This window comes from Streptomyces sp. NEAU-174 (assembly GCF_052665095.1).
The window spans coordinates 366,816-388,810 of the sequence record NZ_JBQTCE010000001.1 but is presented as its reverse complement, the minus strand read 5'-3'; the positions used below and the strand labels follow the sequence as shown (position 1 = coordinate 388,810).

Genomic DNA, 21,995 nt, shown 5'->3' with positions numbered 1-21,995 from the left:
TGCCCTCCTGTACGGTGTCCCGCCGGGCCGGCTGTTCCGGGTACGGATCGAAGCCGCCGAGGAAGAGGTGCGCATCGAAGTACGCGACTCCGGCCCCGGGCGACCGGCCGCCCAATCCCCGCGCACGGACAGCGAGAACGGCCGCGGACTGCTACTCGTAGGCGAACTCGCGGACGCCTGGGGCGACATGACGACGGACCGTCTGATTGAGTCGGCCCACACCGACGTCCTCAACAAGCTCAGGCGCCAACTCGACTGCGCCGAAGGCCATCATCGGCTCCGCGGAGCGGGAGCGCGCCAAGCGCCAGCGGTGAGTCACAACTCGTTCACTCCGCTGACGTGTCCTCTGGCTGTCAGCCTGCCGGGGAACATGAACCCGGTTCCGCATGTTGTTGCTGATCATGAAGGCAATTGCCCTACAGCACTATGGCGGCGCAGACGATCTAGAGCTCATGGAGCTGCCGACGCCGGCGGTCGCGCCGGGTGAGTTCCTGGTCCGGGTCAAGGCGGCGGGCGTGAACCCGGCGGACTGGAAGGTCAGCGCCGGCAATCTCGATGGCGTCATGGAGGCTCGCTTTCCCCTCATCCCGGGCTGGGAGGTGGCCGGGGTCATAGAGGCCCGCGGCTTCGATGCCACCGAGTTCGAAGTCGGCGACGAGGTCGTTGGCTACATCAACAAGGACTGGGCGCAGAACGGCGGTTACGCCGAACTGGTCTCCGCCCCGGCTCGCACCCTGGCACGCAAGCCGGCGTCCTGGGACTGGGCGCATGCGGCGTGCCTGCCGCTGCCCGGGCTGACGGCCTACCAGGCCATCAAGCGAATCAACGTCGGTGAGGGCGACACCCTCCTGGTTCACGCGGCCGCGGGCGGGGTCGGCTCGCTCGGTGTGCAGATCGCCCACGCCCGCGGCGCCCGGGTCATCGGCACCGCCGGCGAGCGCAATCACGACTTCCTGCGCGAGCTCGGCGCCACACCAGTCACCTACGGCGAGGGCCTGGCCGAGCGGGTGCGCCTACTGGCGCCCGGGGGTATCGACGCGGCGTTCGACTGCTACGGCGGCGACGCGGTGGCCGTTTCACAGAGGGTCTTGAAGGACCCGGCGCGGGTCGTCTCCGTGGCCGACCTCACCGTCGCCGACCAGGGCGGCCAGATGGTGTGGGCGCGCCCGAACGCCGACGAGCTGACCGAGCTGGTTGATCTCGCCGAGTCCGGGAAGTTGTCCGTCACCGTGAACCGCTCCTTCCCACTGGAGCAGGCGGCCGACGCCTGGCGGGCTCTCCAGGAGGAGGGCCGCACCCGCGGCCGGATCGTGCTGGACATCGACGCCAACTGACCGAAGTCCCCTATCGCGGTTTCACCGCGGGTAGGGGACTTCGATGAACGGAGCCCGAGGGCTCATGCCCGGTGCGTCAGCGCAACGCCGCCTCGCCCGTGTGGACCGCTCGCAGGGCTCGCTCGACGGTTTCCTCGTTTTCGCCGACCGGGGCCACGTAGTCGAGGACGCCGCGGGCGGCCTCGTCTCCGAGGGTGCGGGTGATGGCCCAGGTGCCGAGGTACTGGGACGCCAGGCAGCCGCCCGCCGTGGCGATGTTGCCCTCGGCGTGGAAGGGGACGTCCAGGACGGTGACGCCGCTGGCTTCGACGAAGGGGCGGGTCTTGATGTCCGTGCAGGCGGGCATGTTGTCGAGCAGCCCGAGCTTGGCGAGGACCAGTGCGCCGGAGCACTGGGCGCCGATCAGCTGGCGTGCCGGGTCGAGGGGGAGCCTGGAGATCAGGCGGTCGTCGGCGACCACGTCGCGCGTCTTCACGCCGCTGCCGATCAGTACGACGTCCGCTTCCGTCACGAACTCCATCGGGCGCTGGCCGGTGACCTCGACGCCGTTCATGGAGGTGATGACCGGCGTCGGCGTGGTGATGAACGCCTCCAGGCCGTCCTTTCGGCACCGGTTGATCAGTGCCGAGGCGATGAAGCTGTCGAGCTCGTTGAATCCGTCAAAGGTGACCACGGCGACCTGCTGCATGGCGTCTCCCCTCGGGTACGGCAGGTGGCTCAGCCTCTCAGGCGCGCCGTGCCCGGTCGCGGGCCAATTGGTGGGTGGTGGACCTTTTGGTCCTGGGGGCGGTCCTGGGGCGGTCCTGGGTCGGTTCTGGGTTCGGTTCTGGGTTCGGTTCTGGGGCCCGTCCTTAAGACGTCTTTAGGACTTACGCTGAAAGCGTCCGCAGCGTCCGCGCAATCTGGGACGGTGAGCACACATGGCCAAGTACGAGCAGATCGCGGATGCCCTCCGCCAGAGCATCCGCGCAGGTCAGCTAAGCCCCGGCGAGCGGCTGCCGGCCGAGGACAAGCTTGCGGCGCGGTATCGGACGAGCGTGCCGACGCTTCAGCGGGCGCTGTCGGAGCTGGTGGCCGAGGGGCTGATCGACAGGCGGCACGGGGTGGGGACGTTCGTACGGACTCCGCGCCGGCGGGTCGAGCGGAGCAATGAGCGGCACCAGTGGGAGAAGGACCGGGCCCGCCGGTCCAGGGCGGAGCGGCTGCGGACCGGGTCGACCGAGCACGACACCGGGCTGGCGGTCGACGACCTCGCCTTTCACGCCGAGTACCGCGACGCGAAGGCCGACGAGGACCTGGCGTCGGTCTTCGGGATCCCCGTGGGCACACGGCTGCTGGAGCGGATCTACCGGACGAACTGCCGCGAGGAGGACGCGCCGTTCGCGCTCGTGCACTCCTACCTGGTCCACGACGTCGTGGCCGCCAACACCGACCTGCTCGACGCCGCCCATGAGCCCTGGCCCGGCGGCACGCAGAATCAGCTCTACACGATCGGCGTCGAGCTGGACCGCATAGAGGAGCGGATCACGGCCCGGCCGCCGACGGTGGAGGAGGCCGAGGCGCTCGGCCTCAAGAAGGGAGTGTCGGTGATCGTCCTCCGGAAGATCTGTACGGACATCGGCGATCGGGTCGTCGAAGTCTCCGATGTGACGCTGTGCGGCGACCGTACGGAACTCGTCTTCACCACGCCCCTGAAGAGGTGGTGACCATGCCGAACACCATCAGCGTCATCACCGCGGTCCACGCCCCGGGCGCGGTGCATCTGCCGGACGCCCACAAGTCGCTGTGCGAGCAGGAGCTGCCGGACGGCTGGGACTGGCAGTGGGTGATCCAGGAGGACGGCGAGACCGACGCCGTACGGCCCTACGTGCCCGATGACGTGCGCGTCAGCTTCGGGCAGGGCCGGGCCGGCCGGGCCGCGATGGCGCGCACGATGGGGCTCTCGCGGGCCGAGGGCGCGTACATCAAGGTGCTGGACGCCGACGACATGCTCACCCCTGGCGCCCTCGCCCGCGACCTCCGCGCGCTCACCGACCGCCCCGATCTCGGCTGGGCCACCTCCCGCGCCCTTGACCTGCTGCCCGACGGCTCCACCGTCGGTTTCGAGGGCGATCCGCCCCAGGGGCCCATCGCACGCGGCGCGGTCCTCGAATTCTGGCGGGCGAACGACCACCGCGCCCAGGTCCACCCCGCCACCCTCTTCGTACGCCGGGACCTGCTCCTCGCCCTCGGCGGCTGGATGGCCCTCCCCGCCTCCGAGGACACCGGCCTCCTCATGGCCCTCAACGCGGTCAGCCGCGGCTGGTTCACCGCCGAGACCGGTCTGCTCTACCGCAAGTGGCCCGGCCAGGTCACCAGCCAGTCCGCCCACACCGACGCGGCCGAGCGCGCGGCACGGTTCGCGGTGGTCGAGGCGCGGGCCCGGGTCCTGGCCGCCATGGACGGCTGGCGCTACGAAGACACCCGCTGAAAACCCGCTCGCCGCCACCGATGAGTTTGTGCCGCCTCCCCGGTCTGAGAGGAGGAAGAGCTCACCGACCGCATCCCATGGAGGGGCGTCATGAGGAAGATCACCGCCAGTCTGTTCATCTCGCTCGACGGGGTCGTGGAGGCGCCCGACCAGTGGCACTTCCCCTACTTCAACGACGAGATGGGCGCCGCGGTCGACGCGGGCCTCGGCGCGGCCGACACCCTGCTCATCGGCCGCAAGACCTACGACAGCTTCGCCGGAGCCTGGCCGGACCGCGAGGCGGCGGGCGGCGAGGACGCCCACTTCGCCAAGAAGCTCGGCGACGCCCGCAAGATCGTCCTGTCGCGGCAGAACCTCAGCTTCACCTGGCGGAACACCGAGCAGCTCAAGGGCGACTTCGCCGAAGCCGTCACCGCGCTGAAGAACGAACCGGGCGGGGACATCGCCCTCAGCGGCTCGGTCTCGGTCGTCCGGCAGCTCATGGCGCACGGCCTGCTGGACGAGCTGCACCTGCTGGTCCACCCGATCGCCGTGCGCAAGGGCATGCGGCTGTTCGACGAGAGCGAGACCACGCTCCCGCTGAAGCTGCTCTCCTCCGCCACCTTCAGCACCGGTGTGCTGCACCTCGTCTACGCCCCGGCGGAGTCCACCACCGACGCCACCTACGAGGACGCCAAATCCCACCTGCCCCAGGACGACCAGTAACGATCGAGTCCCTCATGAGGCAGGCGGCTGTTCCTGAGGCTGCTGTGGTTGTGGTTGCTGCGGCTGGGGCTGCTCGGGCTGAGGCTGCTGCGGTTGCTCGGGTTGGCCCGGCGGCTGCTGAGGTTGCTGCGGCTGCTGGGTCGGCGGCTGCTCCGACGGCTGTTCAGAAGGCGGCTGCTGGGAGGGGGGCTGCTCCGACGGCTGCTCGGAAGGTGGCTGCTCAGACGGAGGCGGCTCAGACGGAGGCGGGGTCGTCTCATCCGGCGGAGTGGTCGACTCAGGTGGGGTAGTCGGCGACGGAGACTCGGTGGTCCCAGGCGGCGAGGTCGAATCAGAAGGGGGCTCAGTTGTCGGCGGAGACTCGGTCTCCGTATCGGACGGGTTCGGAGTCACCTTCGGCGGAGGTGGCAGATCGATCACGCCCTGCACCCCACCCATTGCGATGTTTCTGGGGTATTCAGTCCGAGACAATATGTTGTCGTCGGAATTTTCGTCACTGCCATCGCCGACTCCGCGTACGAAGACGATATCCTTGTTGATCTGGACCATAGTGATCTGATTGACGACGGTCGATGACCTATTGACGACAGTGACCGAGTTCGATGAGAAGCTGGACCACGATGGTCCGCTGAACGTCGCCTGGGCGCCTTGCGGTGGCGCGGTCACTTTCACGGGATTGCCGCAATTGCACTTCGCGACAGGGGTTCCGCGCTTATCGATGAAGACCGCGGTCCCGGCTTGGAGGACCAGGCCGTCCCAGGTCACCTCACCACCGCGGAATCCGTAGGATGTCACATACGTGTCCGAGCGCAGAGTCACGCTCGACAGTTGATTGACGTAGTTCGGTAGGTCGGCCGACCGAATTCCTTGAATCTGGCTCCAGGCTGCCGCTTTTCTCGGATCGGCCTGTAGTTCGGTGATCAGTGCCTGTCCATCGCAAGGCGCCTGACCTGGAGTTCCGGCATACAGTCCGGGCGTGTTGCTCTGGAAGGTCCGGCCCCCGCTGGAGGGTGACGCGACGTTTCTCTGATCAGTTCCCACGGGGCGCGTGAACGCCGGCACAGAAGTCGTCCCGACCGGCTCCCGGCGATATTCAACCGCCTCCGCTTTGTGGGAGGTGTAGATGATCACGAACACCGCCACAACAACGACGATGACAATGAGTCCTATGATCAGTAGTGCGCGACGCGAGGTGAGGCGCCATGAGTTCGAGCTCATATTTCATCCTTCCCTCAGCTCCCACTCTGCTCGCGCCATGCGTGCTCTGGTTCCCCTGAGGGGGAGGTATTCCTCCCCTACTTATGGGTGATTTCAGTACATCCTGTCGATGGATGATTGGTTGTTTCAGAGGCGCTAGGGCAGCGTTTCCGCGTCGACCCGGGAGAAGACCAGGTCGCTTTCCTCCGTGACCGGCCCCCGCCAGCGGACCGGGACCTCCGGGGCGCGCCGCAGGGCGTCCGGGTAGCTGGCGGCCGCGTAGTCGTTGGGCAGGCGGTAGACGTGGAGGCCGTGGTCCTTGAAGGCGGTCAGCAGGTCTTCGACGGAGTCGCCCAGGTCGGACATGCGCTGGGGGGTGACCTCGACGGTCAGCTCGGCGTCGGGGCGCAGTTTGTCGAGGAGGGGGAGGAGGCCGCGGACCACGCTGCCTTCCGCGCCCTCCACGTCGATCTTGATGACCCGGGCGTTGGCGATCTCGTCGTCGGTGAGGAGGTCGGGCAGGGGCTGGGCCGCGATCTCGAAGGTGGACTCGGCGGGGCCGTCGTAGGGGACGACGCTGTTGGCGCCCATGTTGCGGGAGCTGGCGAGGATGAAGGTCAGCAGCTCGTCGCGGTCGGAGACGGCCGCGTTGAGGGCGCGGATGTTGGTGGAGTCGTTGCGCCGGGCGTGGCGCCGGAGGAGCTGGTGGAACGTCGGTGAGGCCTCGATCGCCACCACCGTCCCAGCACGCCCGACCAGGCGGGAGGCGAGGAGGCTGTAGTAGCCGATGTTGGCCCCGACGTCCACGAAGACGTCCCCGGGCTTCAGCCGGCGCTGGAGCCACCGCGTCATATGGGGCTCCCAGACGCCGAAGAGGTAGAGGTACCGCTGGATGAGGTCCTGGGTGTCGACGGCGAAGGTGGCGCCGAAGCGCGTACGGGCCAGGCGGTGCAGGGGGCGGTCCCGCAGGGCGGCGTTGAGGTGGCGCTCGACCAGGGCCCGCTTGCCCGCACTCCAGGGCGCGTGGCGGACGTACTCACGGCCGAGGTCGAGAGCGGCCTGGTCGACGAGCCTGCGGATCACGGGGTCTCCAGGTGGGGGAGGAGTCTTCGTGTGGTGCGTGCGGTCTCGTTCGGTGTCACCGCACCGGTGCCCAGTGTCTCCCGGACATGCCCCCGGACATGGCAGCGCCCGACCGCTGGCGACGGGGGATGCACCAGCGGTCGGGCTGTACCTAAGAGTAACGCGGTCGCCGGGGTGGGGAAGCCGACTCCTCCCCCGCGATGAGCAGTTGTGACCGCGATCACGCAACGTTCGCGCAACGTTGTCACCGACCGCACGGCGGCGCATACGAGAGCCGGGAGAGGTATTCGTCCCATTTCTCCGGGGTCAGTACGCCTCGGGTCATCGCGCAGATGCGCCGCACCGCCTCGTCCACGTCCAGGCTCCACAGCCGGACCGTGTCCGCGCCGCTGGACACCCCGAGCATCCGGCTGTGCGGGTTGAACGACAGGAAATTGCCGGTCTTGGCGTTGGGGCTCAGCGACTGGCCGATGGATGTGGCCTTGGACGGGACGGTGACGTCCCAGAGCCGGACCGCGTTGTCATTGCCGCCGCTCGCGAGCGTGCTGCCGTCCGGGCTGAAGGTCAGCGACACGATCGCGTCGGTGTGGCCGGTGAGCGGGGACCGCAGCCGGGTCACCCTGTCGAGGTCGGTGACGTCCCAGAGCCGGACCGTGTTGTCGTCGCTGCCGCTGGCCAGCGTATGGCCGTCCGGGGTGAAGACGAGCGCGTTGACGGGGCCGAGGTGGCCGGTGATCGGCCCGCCCCGCGGGGTGGCGTGGCGCGGGTCGGTCACCTTCCACAGCCGGATGGTGTTGTCCGCGCTGCCGCTGGCCAGTGTGCGGCCGTCCGGGCTGAAGACGAGGGAGTTGACGTAGCCCCGGTGGCCGGTGAGCGGTTTGCCGAGCCGGCGGACATGCGACGGGTCGCTGACGTTCCACAGCTGGATGGTGTTGTCGTTGTACGCGGTCGCCATCATGCGCCCGTCCGGCGTGAAGCCCAGCGCGCCCGCGAACCGTGTCCGCAGGGGGATGGGCGGTTTGTACGGGACGGGCCGGGTCGGATCGGCGACGTTCCACAGCCGCACCTGGCGGTCTCCGGTCATCATCGCGAGGTTGTGGCCGTCCGGGGTGAACGTCAGCTCCCGCACCGTGCCCTCCCCGGGGTCGAACGGCTCGCCCAGCGGCACCGGCCGGTTGGGATCGTCCACGTTCCACAGCCGGACCTTCTCATCGCGCCCGGCCGTGGCGAGCACCCGCCCGTCCGGGCGGAACACCCCGACCCGGCCGACCATGTCCGACGTCGGGATCGACCACAGCCGGACCGTGTTGTCGCCGCTCCCGGTGGCGAGGGTCCGCCCGTCGGGGCTGAAGCCCAGGGCGTACATCTCGCCGCTGCTCCCCGCGAGCGGCTCGCCGACCTGCGACGGATACGCCGGATCGCTGACGTTCCACAGGCTCGCCGTACTGTCCTGGCTGGCGGCGGCGAGCATGGATCCGTCCGGGCTGAAGGACACCGACCATATGGGGCCGATGTGGCCGGTGAGCGGCGAGCCCAGCGGCTCCGCGTGACGCGGATCGCCGACGTCCCACAGCCGGACGGTGTTGTCCGCGCTGCCGCTGGCGAGGGTCCGGCCGTCCGGGCTGAACGCCACGGAGTGGATCAGATCCTTGTGGCCGGTCAGCGCCTTGCCGATCCGCTTCGGACGGCGCGGCTCCGCCATGTTCCACAGCCTGATCGAGGCGTCGTCGCCACCGGCCGCCAGGGTCCGCCCGTCGGGGCTGAACGCCACGGAGCGCACGGCGGCGGTGGCGCCGGTCAGCGCGCCGATCGCCTTCGGCCGGCCCGGGCGCCTCATGTCCCACAGGCGAACGACGCGACCTTCCGTGGCGGTGGCCAGCGTGCGCCCGTCCGGGCTGAAGGCGAGCAGATAGATCGTGCCGTCGTGGTGGGAGAGGGGCGCGCCGAGCCGGCGCGGATGGCGGGGGTCCCGTACGTCCCACAGGCGGATCGTGCCGTCGTCGCCCGCGCTGGCGAGGGTGTTGCCGTCCGGGCTGAAGACCGCGCTGCTCACCCAGCTCTTATGGCCGGTGAGGGGCTTGCCCAGCGGTTTGGGGCGGGTCCGGTCCTTGACGTCCCACAGCCGGACGGTCCGGTCGTAGCTGGCGGTGGCCAGCAGCCGCCCGTTCGGGCTGAACGAGGTGAGGTAGACGGCGCCGGTGTGCCCGTGCAGCGGCGTGGCCAGCGGCGTGTTCACCACCGACAGCAGCCGGTTCCTGGTGGCCTCGTCGTGCGGCCGCAAGTCGTGTGCCACCAGGGCGAGCTGGGCGGACAGCGACGGATCCGTGTTCTGGAAGCGATCGGCCTCGGTGACCACCTGCTCGAACACCGCGTCGTCCCGCTGCTGCCACGCGACCACCGCCGTACCGGCGGCCAGCACCGCCAGTACGACCAGAGCCGACACGGCGCCACGGCGGAGCCACACCGTGCGCCTGCGCAGCCGGACCGAGGCGGCCAGGAACTCCACCGCGCTACGGGTCAGATAGGTGCCCCCGGCGGTCTTCGCCCAGGTGTGGGCCTGCTCCAGCCGGGAGCCCCGGTAGAGGAGGGACGAGTCGCGGTTCGAGCCCTCCCAGGACCGGCCGTCCTCCTCCAGCCGCTGGCGCACCAGATGGTCGTTGCGGTCCTCGTCGATCCAGTCGCGCAGCCGTGGCCAGGCGTGGAGCAGCGCCTCATGGGTGATCTCCACGGTCTCGGCGTCGAGCGTCACCAGGCGGGCGCGGACCAGCGTTTCGAGCGATTCCTCCGTCTTGCCCGGGTCCGTCGACTCCCGCGCCAGCTGGTGCCGGGTCCCCCGTCTGCGGGTGGCCTGGGTGTCCTCGCCCAGCCGGACCAGCCGGAGGAGCAGCAGCCGCGCGGCGGTGCGCGCCTCGGAGTCCAGGCTGGACCAGGCCCGTTCCGCGGTCGCCGCCACCGCCCCCTGGATGCCGCCGGCCGCGCGGTAACCGGCCAGCGTCAGTCGTCCGCCCTTCCGGCGCTGCCAGGTGGCGAGCAGGGCGTGGGAGAGGAGCGGCAGTACGCCCGCGTCATGCGACCCGCGCGGGCCGTCGGCGCTCACCTCCCGGACGATCAGCTCCGCGAGCCCCGGTTCGAGCTCCAGCCCCACGGCCTTGGCCGGGCCGGTCACCGCCTCGCGCAACTCGGCGGTGGTCAGCGGCCCGAGCACCATGTGCCGGTGCTGGAGCGCGTCGGCCAGTTCGGGGTAGCCCAGGCACAGCTCGTAGAAGTCGGCGCGGATGCCGAGGACGACGAGCACGGGGGGCGGCTCGCCGGGGCCGGCGGGGGTGCAGGCGGCGTGGAGGAGCTGGATGAACGTACGCCGGTCGGCCTCGTCGGAGCCGAGGGTGAACGCTTCCTCGAACTGATCGACGATCACGACGGGGCGGGCGTCGGAGGACGGCGTCTCGCGGTCCGCCCAGGCGGTGACGGCCTCGCGGACCGCTTGGGCGAATTGTGGGGTGCCGGGTTCGGCTGCCTGTTTGTCTGTTATCTGGGTGTCTGTTGCAGACGTTCCTGTTGTCGGTGTGTCTGCTGTCGACGTGTCTGTTGGTGGGCCGTCAGCCGCGCGTTCGGCCGTGTCGGGTTCGTTCGCGCCCGGTTCGCCCGTTTCCGGTTCGCCCGTTTCTGGTCCATCCGATTCCCGTTCATCCGGTTTCGGTTTCTCCGCCGTGGGGGCCACGCGCGCCAGTTCGGGGATATGGCGGGCCAGCTCCGCGAGCGGATCGCCGCCCGGCACGAGTTGCAGCACGCCCCTCGCCTGGCCGCCCCCGTTCCCCTCGCCCGGCGCCCCGGTGCGCAGCGCGGGCACCAGACCGGCGTTCAGCAGCGAGGACTTCCCCGCCCCCGAAGCGCCCACGAGCACGACCAGGCCGCCCGTCTTCTCCGCCGCGTGCAACTGGGTGACCAGGGCGTCCGTGCTGCGCTCCCGGCCGAAGAACCACCGGGCGTCCTGCCGGCGGTACGAGGCCAGGCCCCGGTACGGGCATACGCCGCCGGGGACCGCCGGGCCCTCGGCCGGGGGCCCTTCCTCCTCTTCCGCCGCCGGGGCGGGGCGGTCGCCGACCGGGTCGGCCAGCGCACGCTCCCAAAGCCGTTGCCAGCGGGCCATGTCGTACAGGCCCGGGGACACCGGTACGGGCCGCGAGCGCCGTGCGTCGGGTATCAGGACGTGCAGGACGGCCGCGAGGGCGGCGAACTGGGCGGGCACGTTCTTCGCTCGTCGCCAGTCGCTGATCCGCTGGGCGGAGACCCGTACGGGACGCCCCCGCTCATCGGTCCGCTGGAGTCGGACGACCGCCTCGGACACGCTCTTGAGGGGAGGATTACCGGCCTCCCTGTACAGCAGCGCGAGGCGTTCCGCGAAGGCTATGCGTGCCCCCGAGTCGGAACTCAAGGTCTCCACTCCTTACTTCCCCCGCGCTGGACATCCGGACCGGAAAACTCACTTTATATGGCTGACCAGCGGAGAAACCGGCGGCGTGAGACCGGAACCTCCTCGGTGGGAGGCGCAGCTGGCAGGATCATGGCGCGATAGCGCAGCCACCACGAGCCGTCCAGCCAGGCCATCAGCTCAGCGCACGGAGAGACAACCCATGGCACCGCATGTTCTCGGTCAGCTTTCGTCGCGGTCACGAGACGGCGGTCACGGGCGCGTCGCCTGAGCCCCGGAGATCCGTGAAGCCGTACCCCTCGGGGACGGCGGTCGTATCGACCACGGATCCGGCCCCTGATCCGCACCCGTACGGCGCGGATCGGCACCGCTCCAGCGTTCGGCACCGGTCCCCACGAGGGGAGGGACCGGCGCCGGACGTTGTGGCGGTTTTGTCGTCTCGGCTACGTCATCTGGGCGCGTGCGTCAGCCGGGCGTGTACGTAAGCCGGGCGGTGTGTCATCTGGGCGCGGCTGGCCAGTCGTCGGGGCCGCCGCCGTTCCACTCGATCAGCTCGGGGTTGTCGAGGGGCGCGTCCTCTTCCATCACACCCGCGCGGTGCAGGAGCCGCCGGAGCTCGTCCGGGCTCACCACCACTCCGACGTCGGCGCCGTCGATCAGCACACGGCGGCGGCCGTCCAGCGGTTCGTCCACCTCGACGCGAGGCGGGGCCGGGGTCTTGTCCTCCATAGGTCCAGGCTCGCCGCTTACGGCGCCGACCGCACCTCGGGCGGGACGTGATGCCGAGGAATCCGTGGCCGACGCGCGAGGGCCTGGGACCGGTCATCGGTCCCAGGCCCTCTGTTGTGCGGTTCGTATACGCGGTTCGTATACGCGGTTCGTATGCGCGGTTCGTATCGGTCGCGCCGGTCAGCCGCAGTTGCCGCCGCACTGGCACGGGCCGCCGGACTGACAGCCGCAGCCGCAGCCCGAGCCGCAGCCGCATGCGCCGACGGGGTGGGTCGGAGCGGGATCGGGCTTCGAGAGGTCCGCCATGCGTCTCCTCCTCGGGAGGGGTCACGTCACCTGCTGCTCATGGTGCCGACGACCCGGCGGCCGAGCGCAGGGGCGCGTCGACGGCGCTTTGATGCACACCGTCGCAGACGCTCACGCCCCGTAGCCGCCCGCGCCCCTTCGGCGGTCACGCCCACTCGGCGGGCACGCCCCCGTGACGGTCACGCCCCCTCGACGTCCCCCTGCGGGGACATCTCGTCGGCGTGCTCACCGGTGACCAGGTAGACCACGCGCTTGGCGACCGAGACCGCGTGGTCCGCGAACCGCTCGTAGTAGCGGCCCAGCAGCGTGACATCCACGGCCGTCTCGATGCCGTGCTTCCAGCGGTCGTCCATCAGGTGCTGGAAGAGGGTGCGGTGCAGCAGGTCCATCGCGTCGTCGTCCTGCTCCAGCTGGAGGGCGAGGTCGACGTCCTTGGTGATGATGACCTCGGCGGCCTTCGCCATCAGCCGCTGGGCGAGCTGGCCCATCTCCAGGATCGTGGCGTGCAGATCGTGCGGCACGGCCGAGACCGGGAAGCGGAGCCGGGCCAGCTTGGCGACGTGCTGCGCGAGGTCGCCGGAGCGCTCCAGGTCGGCGCTCATCCGCAGGCTGGTCACCACGATCCGCAGATCGGTGGCGACCGGTTGCTGCCGGGCGAGCAGGGCTATCGCCCGTCCCTCCAGATCCCGCTGAAGATCATCGACCTTCTCATCGGCGGCGATGACGCTCTCGGCGAGCTTGAGGTCCGCGTCGAGAATGGCAGTGGTGGCACGGCCGATGGCCGAACCGACGAGCCGGGCCATGTCGACCAGGCCGTCCCCGATCGAATCAAGCTCCTCGTGGTACGCGTCCCGCATCACTGACCTCTTTCACTGACTCTCGGTGACGATCTTTGACAGGCTCTGACAGGTTTCCTGGCAGTCCTCCGTGGCTCATGCCCCGGGGCCCCACACTTCCACGCTCCGGCCGAAACGCGTCCGCTTCCGGCATCGGGCGTTAATCACACCTGATGCACAGGTGAACTCTCGGCAACGCAGCCCCGGCCGCCTCGTGTGACACCCGCTCGACGAAACGTCCGGAGTGAACCGATACCGACTCCTCGATGAACTCTCGGCAACGTCTGACCGAGGGGATCGTCACGGGGCTGTGGAGGGGTCTCGCCGCCCGCATAACCTGGACGCATGAACGTGAACGCGGCGATCGCCGCAGTGGCGGCGCTCGCCGGGTTGTGCACCGGCGTCATCGCCATGCTGGCGTTCCGCTGGAGCGAGCGTGAACAGGCGAAGCCTACGCGCTCCTCGCTGCATACCGATGCCGTGCTGCCGCCCGGCGTGGACACAGTGCTGTCGGTGCTGCGTTCCTCGGCCGTCGTCCTCGACGAAGCGGACGCCGTCGTCAAGGCGAGCTCGGCCGCGTATGCGCTGGGCCTGGTGCGCGGCGGCAAGCTGGCCATCGAGCCGATGCTGGCGATGGCCCGCGACACCCGGCGGGACGGCGAGATCCGGCAGATCGAGCTCGATCTGCCGCGCCGTGGCACCGGCCGGGGCGGCGACGCGCTCGCGGTCTCCGCGAGAGTGGCCCCGCTGGGCTCCCGGCTGGTCCTGCTGCTCGTGGAGGACCTCACCGAGGCCCGCCGGATCGAGGCCGTACGACGCGACTTCGTCGCCAACGTCAGCCATGAGCTCAAGACCCCGGTCGGCGCGCTGTCCCTGCTGTCCGAGGCCGTGATGGACGCGTCCGACGACCCGGAGGCGGTCACCCGCTTCGCCGGGCGGATGCAGGTCGAGGCCACCCGCCTGACCAGCCTGGTCCAGGAGCTCATCGACCTCTCCCGGGTGCAGAACGACGACCCGCTGGAGGACGCCGAGCCGGTCCGGGTGGACGAGCTCGTCGCCGAGGCCATCGACCGGTGCCGTCACCAGGCGGGCACCAAACAGATCACGATGGCCACGGGCGGCACCGCCGATCTGCACGTCTGGGGCAACCGGGGCCAGCTGGCCGCCGCGCTCGGCAATCTCGTCGAGAACGCGGTCAACTACAGCCCGGCCCGCACCCGCGTCGGCATCGCCGCCCGCCGCATCCCCGCGACCGGCGGGGACCTGATCGAGATCGCCGTGACCGACCAGGGCATAGGCATCTCCGAGAAGGACCGCGAGCGGATCTTCGAGCGCTTCTACCGGGTCGACCCGGCCCGCTCGCGGCAGACCGGCGGGACCGGGCTCGGGCTCGCCATCGTCAAACATGTGGCCGCCTCGCACGGCGGGGAGGTCACCGTGTGGAGCGCCGAGGGACAGGGCTCCACCTTCACCCTGAGACTCCCGGAAGCCGGTGCGGCGCGGGACCGGGACCGCTCGCGGAGCGAGTCGAGCGAGTCGTACGACACCGGAGACCTCGACGGCGAGGACCACGGCCGGCCGTACGAGACCTTCACCAATGAACCACTCTCAGCCCCGGAGGTCCTTCCGTGACCCGAGTTCTGGTCGTCGAGGACGAGGAATCGTTCAGCGACGCGCTGTCGTACATGCTTCGCAAGGAGGGATTCGAGGTCGCGATCGCGACCACCGGCCCCGAGGGGCTCGATGAGTTCGAGCGGAACGGCGCCGATCTGGTGCTGCTCGACCTGATGCTGCCGGGCCTGCCCGGTACGGAGGTCTGCCGTCAGCTGCGCGGCCGGTCCAATGTCCCGGTGATCATGGTCACCGCCAAGGACAGCGAGATCGACAAGGTGGTCGGGCTGGAAATAGGCGCGGACGACTATGTGACCAAGCCCTTCTCCTCGCGCGAGCTGGTCGCCCGGATCAGAGCCGTGCTGCGCCGCCGTGGCGAGCCGGAGGAGGTCACCCCGGCCGCCCTGGAGGCCGGACCGGTCCGGATGGACGTCGACCGGCACGTGGTCACGGTCGGCGGCGGCAAGGTGGACCTCCCGCTGAAGGAGTTCGACCTGCTGGAGATGCTGCTCCGCAACGCGGGCCGGGTGCTGACCCGTATGCAGCTGATCGACCGCGTCTGGGGCGCGGACTACGTGGGCGACACCAAGACCCTCGACGTCCACGTCAAGCGCCTCCGGGCCAAGATCGAGCCCGATCCGGGCGCGCCTCGGTACCTGGTGACGGTGCGGGGTCTGGGCTACAAGTTCGAGCCGTAAAACCGGGCCTGAGCCCCGGACCGCCGGACGGAGTCCGGCACAGCGTGCCGAAGCCCGTGAGGCCCGCCAGGGCCGAGCGGCGCGAGGGGCGCACGCGGAAGGGGGCTCGAGCCGTAAAGAGACCGATCGGCTCGGGTGAGCCGTGGCAGGCGGCTCATGCGCGAGGGCGGCCCTGGAAAGGTCCAGGGCCGCCCTCGCGCATGCCTGGGCGGGTCTCGGAGACCCGAGGGCCGGGTCTCAGTGACCGCCGCCGTTCGGGTTGGGCTCGCCGGAGGCGATGCCGTTGGGGGCGCCGCTGCTCTCCTCGCCGCCGGGCCGGCCGCTCGCCGTGCCGGACGGGGTGCCACTGGGCTTACCACTGGCGGTGCCGGTGGGCGTCCCGCTCGGCGTGCCGCTCGGCTTGCCGCTGGGCGTCGCCGAGCCCGACGGCTTGGCGGTCGGCAGCTCGGACGGGCCCCAGCCCTTGAAGTAGCTCTTCGCCGGGACCACGAACGCGGTGATCGGGACGTTGCCGGTCGAGCTGAGGTCGAAGACGACCCGCTGCGCGTTGCCGTCCTGGGTGGCCTCGCGCCCGTCGCTGATGACGGCGGAGGCGTTGCCCTCGCCGCCGAAGGCCACCGAGCCGCCGTGCGGCACCACGACCGCGCCCTTGCCCTTGGCCGGGGACAGCTTCACCCGAGCGCTGGTGCCGGGGAGGGTGATGGCCTTGACGGTCTGGTCGTTCTTGCCGTTGTTGAAGATCCGGCCGGTGACGACGGCCGGGCCCTTGGCCGTGCGGTCCGGCTGGGTCACCACCGTGGCATTCTGGATCTTGATGTCCCCGACGGACGTCGCGGCGTTGTCGGGCTTGACCCCCAGCGTCTGCGCGTCGTTCCCGGCTCCGCAGGCGGAGAGCGGGGCGACCGAGACCACGATGGCGGCTGCGGCGAGGGCGCCGCGTCGAAGGCTGCTGCTCACGGCGGCGGCATCTCCTAGGACGAGGTAAAGGTTGGATCAGCGCGCTTAGATTACCGATCCGCCCTCTTCGGCCCGCACCCGACCCGCCCCAAGGCGACCGGCCCCGGGGTGGCAGGCCCGTACGCTGCCGGTTCCGGTGGGGTTCGGACGTGGTTCGGGCGTGGTTCGGGCGTGGTTCCGGCGCGGTTCGGACATGGCCGGGGCGCGCTTCCCGGGTGCGTTACGCGGTCCGTACGGCGCCGTCCCGAACTCCCGAATATCGTCTCGACCGGCCGCGCGGGAGATTATCGGTAAGGAATCCACGCATGTCCGAGAATTGATCACGGACTTGATCCGCCGTGCGTGATCAACTCCGTGATCAATTCGCGAATCGGGGCCGGATCCCTCGCTCCTGATCCGAACGGAGTAGCGGAAGTCCATCGACTGGACTCCGGCAAAACGGGACGTACGGCCACTCGTCCGGGCTTCTTCGGGCGCGTAACGGGCGGGTTTCGGGGTACCCGGACAGCCGCTCCCACCTGCGAATACCCGGTTCCGCAGACCTCGTGCAGCACGTCCCTGCCGCACTTGTCAAGCCCCGAGATATGCCCTGACCTGCGAAAACGCCATTCAGAAGAAGGCGTTCCCGTGTTACCCTGGATAGCCACGGAAGGGGTACCTGTCACATGACGTTCAAGGTTGGCGACACCGTGGTCTATCCCCATCACGGGGCCGCGCTGATCGAGGCCATCGAAACTCGTCAGATCAAAGGCGTGGACAAGACCTACTTGGTGCTGAAGGTCGCCCAGGGTGACCTGACGGTTCGTGTGCCGGCGGACAATGCGGAGTTCGTCGGTGTGCGTGATGTGGTCGGCCAGGACGGGCTGGACCGTGTCTTCGAGGTGCTGCGCGCACCGTATGCGGAAGAACCGACGAACTGGTCCCGTCGCTACAAGGCAAATCTCGAGAAGCTCGCCTCCGGCGATGTGATCAAGGTTGCCGAGGTCGTGCGTGACCTGTGGCGCCGAGAGCGTGAGCGCGGACTCTCCGCCGGTGAGAAGCGCATGCTCGCCAAGGCCCGCCAGATCCTGGTGAGCGAGCTCGCCCTCGCCGAGAGCACCAACGAGGACAAGGCCGAGGCCCTGCTCGACGAGGTTCTCGCGTCCTGACACATCAATGCCGTGGTGCCCGAGTGACTCAGACGTGAATTCCCGCTAAATCGTCTGTCGCCGGGCGCTGCGGCATGCGTACGTGCCGGACGTCATTGATCCCCCGAGTTTGATCCCGTTGATCCCGCGAGCGATCTCTGAACCCCCGGTCATCGCACCTGGTTGCCGATGCGCCACCGCGCGCACGGTGCGCGGTGTAGGTGTGCCGGGCCCGGGCAGCTGGCTCGACCAGTCGTCACGGAAGGGGCCGGTCGGGGCATCGCGCCCGGCACGCTGTGGCCATACCCATTTCGGCTGAGGAAGCAAACCTGAACGCCAACTCAATGTCCGCAACACCGGATCACGGCGGCTCCGGCGCGTCCGGGCGAACCGCCCGCACCGCCGCCGTGATCCCCGCGGCGGGCCGCGGAGTGCGGCTGGGCCCGGGCGCCCCCAAGGCGCTGCGCCCGCTGAGCGGTACGCCCATGCTCGTCCACGCCGTACGGGCGATGGCCGGATCCCGCTCTGTCTCCCTCGTCGTCGTGGTCGCCCCGCCGGACGGCGCCGACGAGGTGCGGCGGCTGCTGGACGCGTATCCGCTGAGCGGCAGCCTCGGCGACACCACCGAGGTGGTCGTCGTGCCCGGCGGCGAGACCCGCCAGGAGTCGGTGCGCAAGGGGCTGGCCGCCGTCCCCGGGACCGTCACCACCGTGCTGGTGCACGACGCGGCGCGGCCGCTGGTGCCCGTGGACACGGTGGACGCGGTCGTCGCCGCCGTACGGGACGGGGCGCCCGCCGTCGTCCCGGCGCTGCCGCTGGCCGACACCGTGAAGCAGGTCGATCCGCGCACCGGGGAGCGGGCCGGTGAGCCCGAGCCGGTGGTCGGCACCCCCGCGCGCGCCCTGCTGCGCGCCGTCCAGACCCCGCAGGGCTTCGACCGCGCCACGCTCGTGGCCGCCCACGAGAAGATCACCCTGGAGGGCGAGGGCGCCACGGACGACGCGGGCATGGTCGAGCGGCTCGGCGTCGAGGTCGTGGTCGTCCCCGGCCATGAGGAGGCGTTCAAGGTGACCCGGCCGCTGGACCTGGTGCTGGCCGAGGCGGTTCTGGCCCGCAGGAGGGCGAACGATGGCTTCTGACGCGGCGATGCTCCCCCTGGTCGGCATCGGCACCGATGTGCACGCCTTCGAGAAGGGCCGTGAGCTGTGGTGCGCCGGGCTGCTGTGGGAGGGCGAGGAGTACGGGCTCGCCGGGCACTCCGACGGCGATGTGGCTGCGCACGCCGCCTGTGACGCGCTGTTCTCCGCCGGCGGGCTCGGCGATCTCGGCGCCCACTTCGGCACCGGCCGCCCAGAGTGGTCCGGCGCGGCCGGCACCACGCTGCTCGCCGAGGCGGCCCGGATCGTCCGGGACGCGGGCTTCGAGATCGGCAATGTGGCGATCCAGGTGATCGGCGTACGCCCGAAGATCGGCAAACGGCGCGACGAGGCGGTGAAGGCGCTGACGGCGGCCGTGGGCGCCCCCGTCTCGGTGTCCGGTACCACCACGGACGGGCTGGGGCTGACCGGCCGCGCGGAGGGGCTCGCGGCGATCGCGACGGCGCTGGTGTTCCGGCGGCAGCGGTAGCAGTGGCGGCAGCGGTAGCGGCGACCGGTGGTCCGCACCGGGCGCGCGGGCGCCGCGGTGGCGGCGCCGCCCGGTGCTCGGGGATGGGCGTGCGGGCGCGTCCGGAGTGTCACGCGCGTCCCGAGTGTCACGCTTCTGTGTCCCCGTGGGGGAAGGGGCACGGGGCACCGTTCTCTTCCCACTACCCTTGATGCGTGACTATTCGCCTGTACGACACCAGCGCCCGGCAGATCCGTGACTTCATCCCGCTCACGCCGGGCTGCGTCTCGATCTACCTGTGCGGCGCGACCGTGCAGGCGGCCCCGCATATCGGGCACATCAGGTCGGGGCTGAACTTCGACATCATGCGCCGCTGGTTCGCCCACCGCGGCTATGACGTGACGTTCATCCGCAATGTCACGGACATCGACGACAAGATCATCGCCAAGTCGGCGGAGCAGAAGCGCCCCTGGTGGGCGATCGGCTACGAGAACGAGCGCGCCTTCAACCAGGCGTACGACATCCTCGGCTGCCTGCCCGTCACGTATGAGCCGCGGGCGACCGGTCATGTCCCCGAGATGATCGAGATGATGCGGGAGCTGATCGACCGGGGTCATGCGTATGCCGCCGAGGGCAATGTCTACTTCGATGTGCGCTCGTTCCCCGAGTATCTGAAGCTCTCCAACCAGGATCTGAACGGACTGCGGCAGCCCTCGGGCGAGGGTGAGACCGGCAAGCGCGACCAGCGCGATTTCGCCATGTGGAAGGCGGCGAAGCCGGGGGAGCCCAGCTGGGAGACCCCGTGGGGGCGCGGCCGTCCCGGCTGGCACCTGGAGTGCTCGGCGATGGCGCACAAGTACCTCGGGCGCGCCTTCGACATCCACGGCGGCGGCGTCGACCTGATCTTCCCGCACCATGAGAACGAGATCGCGCAGGCCAAGGCGTTCGGCGACGACTTCGCCGCCTACTGGGCGCACAACGCCTGGGTGACCATGAGCGGCGAGAAGATGAGCAAGTCGCTCGGGAACTCGGTGCTGGTCTCCGAGATGGTCAAGCGCTGGCGTCCGATCGTGCTCCGCTACTACCTGGGCACCCCGCACTACCGGTCGATGATCGAGTACAGCGAGGAGGCCCTGCGCGAGGCCGAGTCGGCGTTCGCGCGGATCGAGGGCTTCGTCCAGCGCGTGGTGGAGAAGGCCGGGAACGTGGAGCCCGCCGCCGAGGTGCCGCCCGCCTTCGCCGAGGCGATGGACGACGACCTCGGGGTGCCGCAGGCGCTCGCGGTCGTCCACACCACCGTCCGCCAGGGGAACTCCGCCCTGACCGCCGACGACAAGGAGGCGGCGGTCGCCCGGCTCGCCGAGGTGCGGGCCATGCTGGGGGTGCTGGGCCTCGATCCGCTCGATGAGCACTGGGCGGGCGGTTCGGACCGGGGTGAGGATCTGCACGGCGTGGTCGATTCCCTCGTCCGGCTGGTCCTGGAGCAGCGGCAGGCCGCGCGGACCCGTAAGGACTACGCGACGGCGGACGCGATCCGCGATCAGCTCCAGCAGTCGGGGCTGCTGATCGAGGACACCCCGTCCGGGCCGCGCTGGGAGCTGGGCACCCGCTGACCTGGCTGTTTGTGCCGCCCACCGCGTTGGGCGGCACACTTGTGACCGTACATACGACCGTACGACCGCAGAGGCGTGTGGCGTTCGACGTTTTCCGTTGCCGTTGCCGTTTGCCGAGCAGCGCTGAGCAGTGAAGAGACAGGTGACATTCATGGCCGGCAACAGCCAGCGCAGGAACCGCCGTACCAGCAACAAGAAGGGCGCGACGGTCGGCAGCGGCGGTAAGCGGCGCCGCTCCCTCGAGGGCAAGGGGCCGACCCCGCCCGCCGAGATGCGCAAGGGGCACGCCAAGCAGCGGATGGCCAACGCCCGCGCCCGCCAGGCCGCCAAGCGCCCCGTTCCGCGGCGCGGCGGCAAGGGCACGAACGAGCTGGTGGTGGGCCGTAACCCGGTGGTCGAGGCGCTGCGCGAGGGCGTTCCGGCGAACACGCTGTACGTACAGCAGTTCGTCGACAGCGACGACCGGGTGCGCGAGGCGCTGAAGATTGCGGCCGACCGCGGCGGCATCCACCTCATGGAGGCGCCCAAGGCCGAGCTGGACCGGATGACGAACGGGCTGAACCACCAGGGCTTGGTGCTCCAGGTCCCGCCGTACGAGTACGCCCACCCCGAGGACCTGAGCGCGGCCGCCTTCGACGAGGGCGAGGACCCGCTGATCGTCGCCCTCGACGGCGTCACGGATCCGCGCAACCTGGGCGCGGTGGTCCGCTCGGTGTCCGCCTTCGGCGGCCATGGCGTGGTGGTACCGGAGCGGCGCGCTGCCGGGATGACCGCGGGCGCCTGGAAGACCTCCGCGGGCACCGCCGCCCGCACCCCGGTCGCCCGCGCGACCAACCTCACCCGGACCTTGGAGGGCTATCAGAAGGCGGGCCTGACGGTGGTCGGGCTGGCGGCGGACGGCGATGTCGAGCTCCAGGACCTCGAGGTGCTGGACGGCCCGGTCGTGATCGTCGTCGGCAGCGAGGGCAAGGGGCTGTCGCGGCTGGTGGGCGAGACCTGCGATCTGCGGGTGCGGATTCCGATGCCGGGTGGCGCGGAGTCGCTGAACGCGGGTGTGGCGGCGGGGGTCGTGCTGTACGAGGCGGCGCGGCGGCGGGCGTAGGCGGTACGGCGGCGGGGCTGACCGTGGAGTGAGTGGTGCGCCGCCGGGCGTGACCCTGGTGTGGGCGGTTGCCGCCGCCGGGCGTGACTCTGGTGTGAGCGGTTGCCGCCGCCGGGCGTGGCCTTGGAGTGAGCGGTCGCCGCCGCTGGGCGCGTCCCTGACCGATGATCTTGACGGGCCTCGGACAGATCGG

At 70.2% G+C, this 21,995-nt stretch carries 19 protein-coding genes; 12 read left to right on the top strand and 7 right to left on the bottom strand.

The genetic code is table 11. From position 1 onward, the window contains the following. Positions 1-7 precede the first annotated feature (7 nt). Positions 8-487 (top strand): ATP-binding protein, encoded by a 480-nt coding sequence (locus ACT2CW_RS01505; RefSeq protein WP_445515667.1) that lies wholly within the window; start codon positions 8-10, stop codon positions 485-487. After that, positions 402-1,334 carry an NADP-dependent oxidoreductase gene (locus ACT2CW_RS01500; RefSeq protein ID WP_182472410.1) on the top strand — a complete coding sequence of 311 codons (933 nt, stop codon included), beginning with the start codon at positions 402-404 and terminating at the stop codon, positions 1,332-1,334. Before ACT2CW_RS01505 ends, ACT2CW_RS01500 begins: the two co-directional genes overlap by 86 nt. Before the next feature lie 76 nt (positions 1,335-1,410). On the opposite strand, the gene ACT2CW_RS01495 is transcribed toward ACT2CW_RS01500, so the two are convergent. Beyond that, positions 1,411-2,022 carry a DJ-1/PfpI family protein gene (locus tag ACT2CW_RS01495; RefSeq protein WP_182472312.1) on the bottom strand — a complete coding sequence of 204 codons (612 nt, stop codon included), beginning with the start codon at positions 2,020-2,022 and terminating at the stop codon, positions 1,411-1,413. 232 nt (positions 2,023-2,254) lie between these two features. On the opposite strand from ACT2CW_RS01495, the gene ACT2CW_RS01490 reads away from it, so the two are divergent. The 3 genes from ACT2CW_RS01490 (at position 2,255) to ACT2CW_RS01480 (ending at position 4,509) form a co-directional block, all read left to right on the top strand. Beyond that, positions 2,255-3,040, top strand: a complete 786-nt coding sequence (locus ACT2CW_RS01490; protein WP_445515232.1) for a GntR family transcriptional regulator — start codon at positions 2,255-2,257, stop codon at positions 3,038-3,040. Between the two features lie 2 nt (positions 3,041-3,042). Continuing rightward, positions 3,043-3,804 carry a glycosyltransferase family 2 protein gene (locus ACT2CW_RS01485; protein ID WP_445515231.1) on the top strand — a complete coding sequence of 254 codons (762 nt, stop codon included), beginning with the start codon at positions 3,043-3,045 and terminating at the stop codon, positions 3,802-3,804. A gap of 90 nt (positions 3,805-3,894) precedes the next feature. Continuing rightward, the gene (locus ACT2CW_RS01480; protein WP_445515230.1) at positions 3,895-4,509 is read left to right on the top strand and encodes a dihydrofolate reductase family protein; all 615 of its coding nucleotides are present in this window, start codon (positions 3,895-3,897) and stop codon (positions 4,507-4,509) included. 12 nt (positions 4,510-4,521) lie between these two features. Here the strand turns inward: ACT2CW_RS01480 and ACT2CW_RS01475 are convergent, their stop codons facing one another. From ACT2CW_RS01475 to phoU, 5 genes are all read right to left on the bottom strand, one after another. Continuing rightward, the gene (locus ACT2CW_RS01475; protein ID WP_445515229.1) at positions 4,522-5,727 is read right to left on the bottom strand and encodes a DUF6777 domain-containing protein; all 1,206 of its coding nucleotides are present in this window, start codon (positions 5,725-5,727) and stop codon (positions 4,522-4,524) included. A 135-nt stretch (positions 5,728-5,862) separates the two neighbouring features. Next, positions 5,863-6,786, bottom strand: a complete 924-nt coding sequence (locus tag ACT2CW_RS01470; RefSeq protein WP_445515666.1) for an FkbM family methyltransferase — start codon at positions 6,784-6,786, stop codon at positions 5,863-5,865. Between the two features lie 247 nt (positions 6,787-7,033). Further along, positions 7,034-11,230, bottom strand: coding sequence for an nSTAND1 domain-containing NTPase (locus ACT2CW_RS01465; protein ID WP_445515228.1), 4,197 nt, complete (start codon positions 11,228-11,230; stop codon positions 7,034-7,036). Positions 11,231-11,716: 486 nt separating this feature from the next. After that, a complete protein-coding gene (locus ACT2CW_RS01460) occupies positions 11,717-11,947 on the bottom strand; it encodes a hypothetical protein (RefSeq protein WP_164435534.1) in 231 nt (76 codons plus the stop codon). 485 nt (positions 11,948-12,432) lie between these two features. Continuing rightward, positions 12,433-13,110: a phosphate signaling complex protein PhoU gene (gene phoU / locus ACT2CW_RS01455; RefSeq protein ID WP_164435532.1), complete on the bottom strand. Its 678-nt coding sequence runs from the start codon at positions 13,108-13,110 to the stop codon at positions 12,433-12,435. A 324-nt stretch (positions 13,111-13,434) separates the two neighbouring features. On the opposite strand from phoU, the gene ACT2CW_RS01450 reads away from it, so the two are divergent. Beyond that, positions 13,435-14,721 (top strand): sensor histidine kinase, encoded by a 1,287-nt coding sequence (locus tag ACT2CW_RS01450; RefSeq protein WP_445515227.1) that lies wholly within the window; start codon positions 13,435-13,437, stop codon positions 14,719-14,721. After that, positions 14,718-15,398, top strand: coding sequence for a response regulator transcription factor (locus ACT2CW_RS01445; RefSeq protein ID WP_037960596.1), 681 nt, complete (start codon positions 14,718-14,720; stop codon positions 15,396-15,398). The genes ACT2CW_RS01450 and ACT2CW_RS01445 overlap by 4 nt, the downstream gene beginning before the upstream one ends. A gap of 237 nt (positions 15,399-15,635) precedes the next feature. On the opposite strand, the gene ACT2CW_RS01440 is transcribed toward ACT2CW_RS01445, so the two are convergent. Beyond that, complete coding sequence (locus ACT2CW_RS01440; protein WP_445515226.1) at positions 15,636-16,355, bottom strand: DUF461 domain-containing protein; 720 nt, start codon at positions 16,353-16,355, stop codon at positions 15,636-15,638. 665 nt (positions 16,356-17,020) lie between these two features. On the opposite strand from ACT2CW_RS01440, the gene ACT2CW_RS01435 reads away from it, so the two are divergent. The 5 genes from ACT2CW_RS01435 (at position 17,021) to rlmB (ending at position 21,802) form a co-directional block, all read left to right on the top strand. Next, positions 17,021-17,503 (top strand): CarD family transcriptional regulator, encoded by a 483-nt coding sequence (locus ACT2CW_RS01435; protein WP_009716930.1) that lies wholly within the window; start codon positions 17,021-17,023, stop codon positions 17,501-17,503. Positions 17,504-17,826: 323 nt separating this feature from the next. Continuing rightward, positions 17,827-18,621: a 2-C-methyl-D-erythritol 4-phosphate cytidylyltransferase gene (gene ispD, locus ACT2CW_RS01430; RefSeq protein ID WP_445515225.1), complete on the top strand. Its 795-nt coding sequence runs from the start codon at positions 17,827-17,829 to the stop codon at positions 18,619-18,621. Continuing rightward, positions 18,611-19,108, top strand: coding sequence for a 2-C-methyl-D-erythritol 2,4-cyclodiphosphate synthase (ispF, locus tag ACT2CW_RS01425; RefSeq protein ID WP_445515224.1), 498 nt, complete (start codon positions 18,611-18,613; stop codon positions 19,106-19,108). Before ispD ends, ispF begins: the two co-directional genes overlap by 11 nt. A 194-nt stretch (positions 19,109-19,302) precedes the next feature. Beyond that, on the top strand, positions 19,303-20,700 hold the full coding sequence (gene cysS / locus ACT2CW_RS01420) for a cysteine--tRNA ligase (RefSeq protein WP_164435522.1): 1,398 nt from the start codon (positions 19,303-19,305) through the stop codon (positions 20,698-20,700). Positions 20,701-20,851: 151 nt separating this feature from the next. Continuing rightward, positions 20,852-21,802, top strand: a complete 951-nt coding sequence (gene rlmB / locus ACT2CW_RS01415; protein ID WP_138915058.1) for a 23S rRNA (guanosine(2251)-2'-O)-methyltransferase RlmB — start codon at positions 20,852-20,854, stop codon at positions 21,800-21,802. The last annotated feature ends 193 nt before the right edge of the window (positions 21,803-21,995 follow it).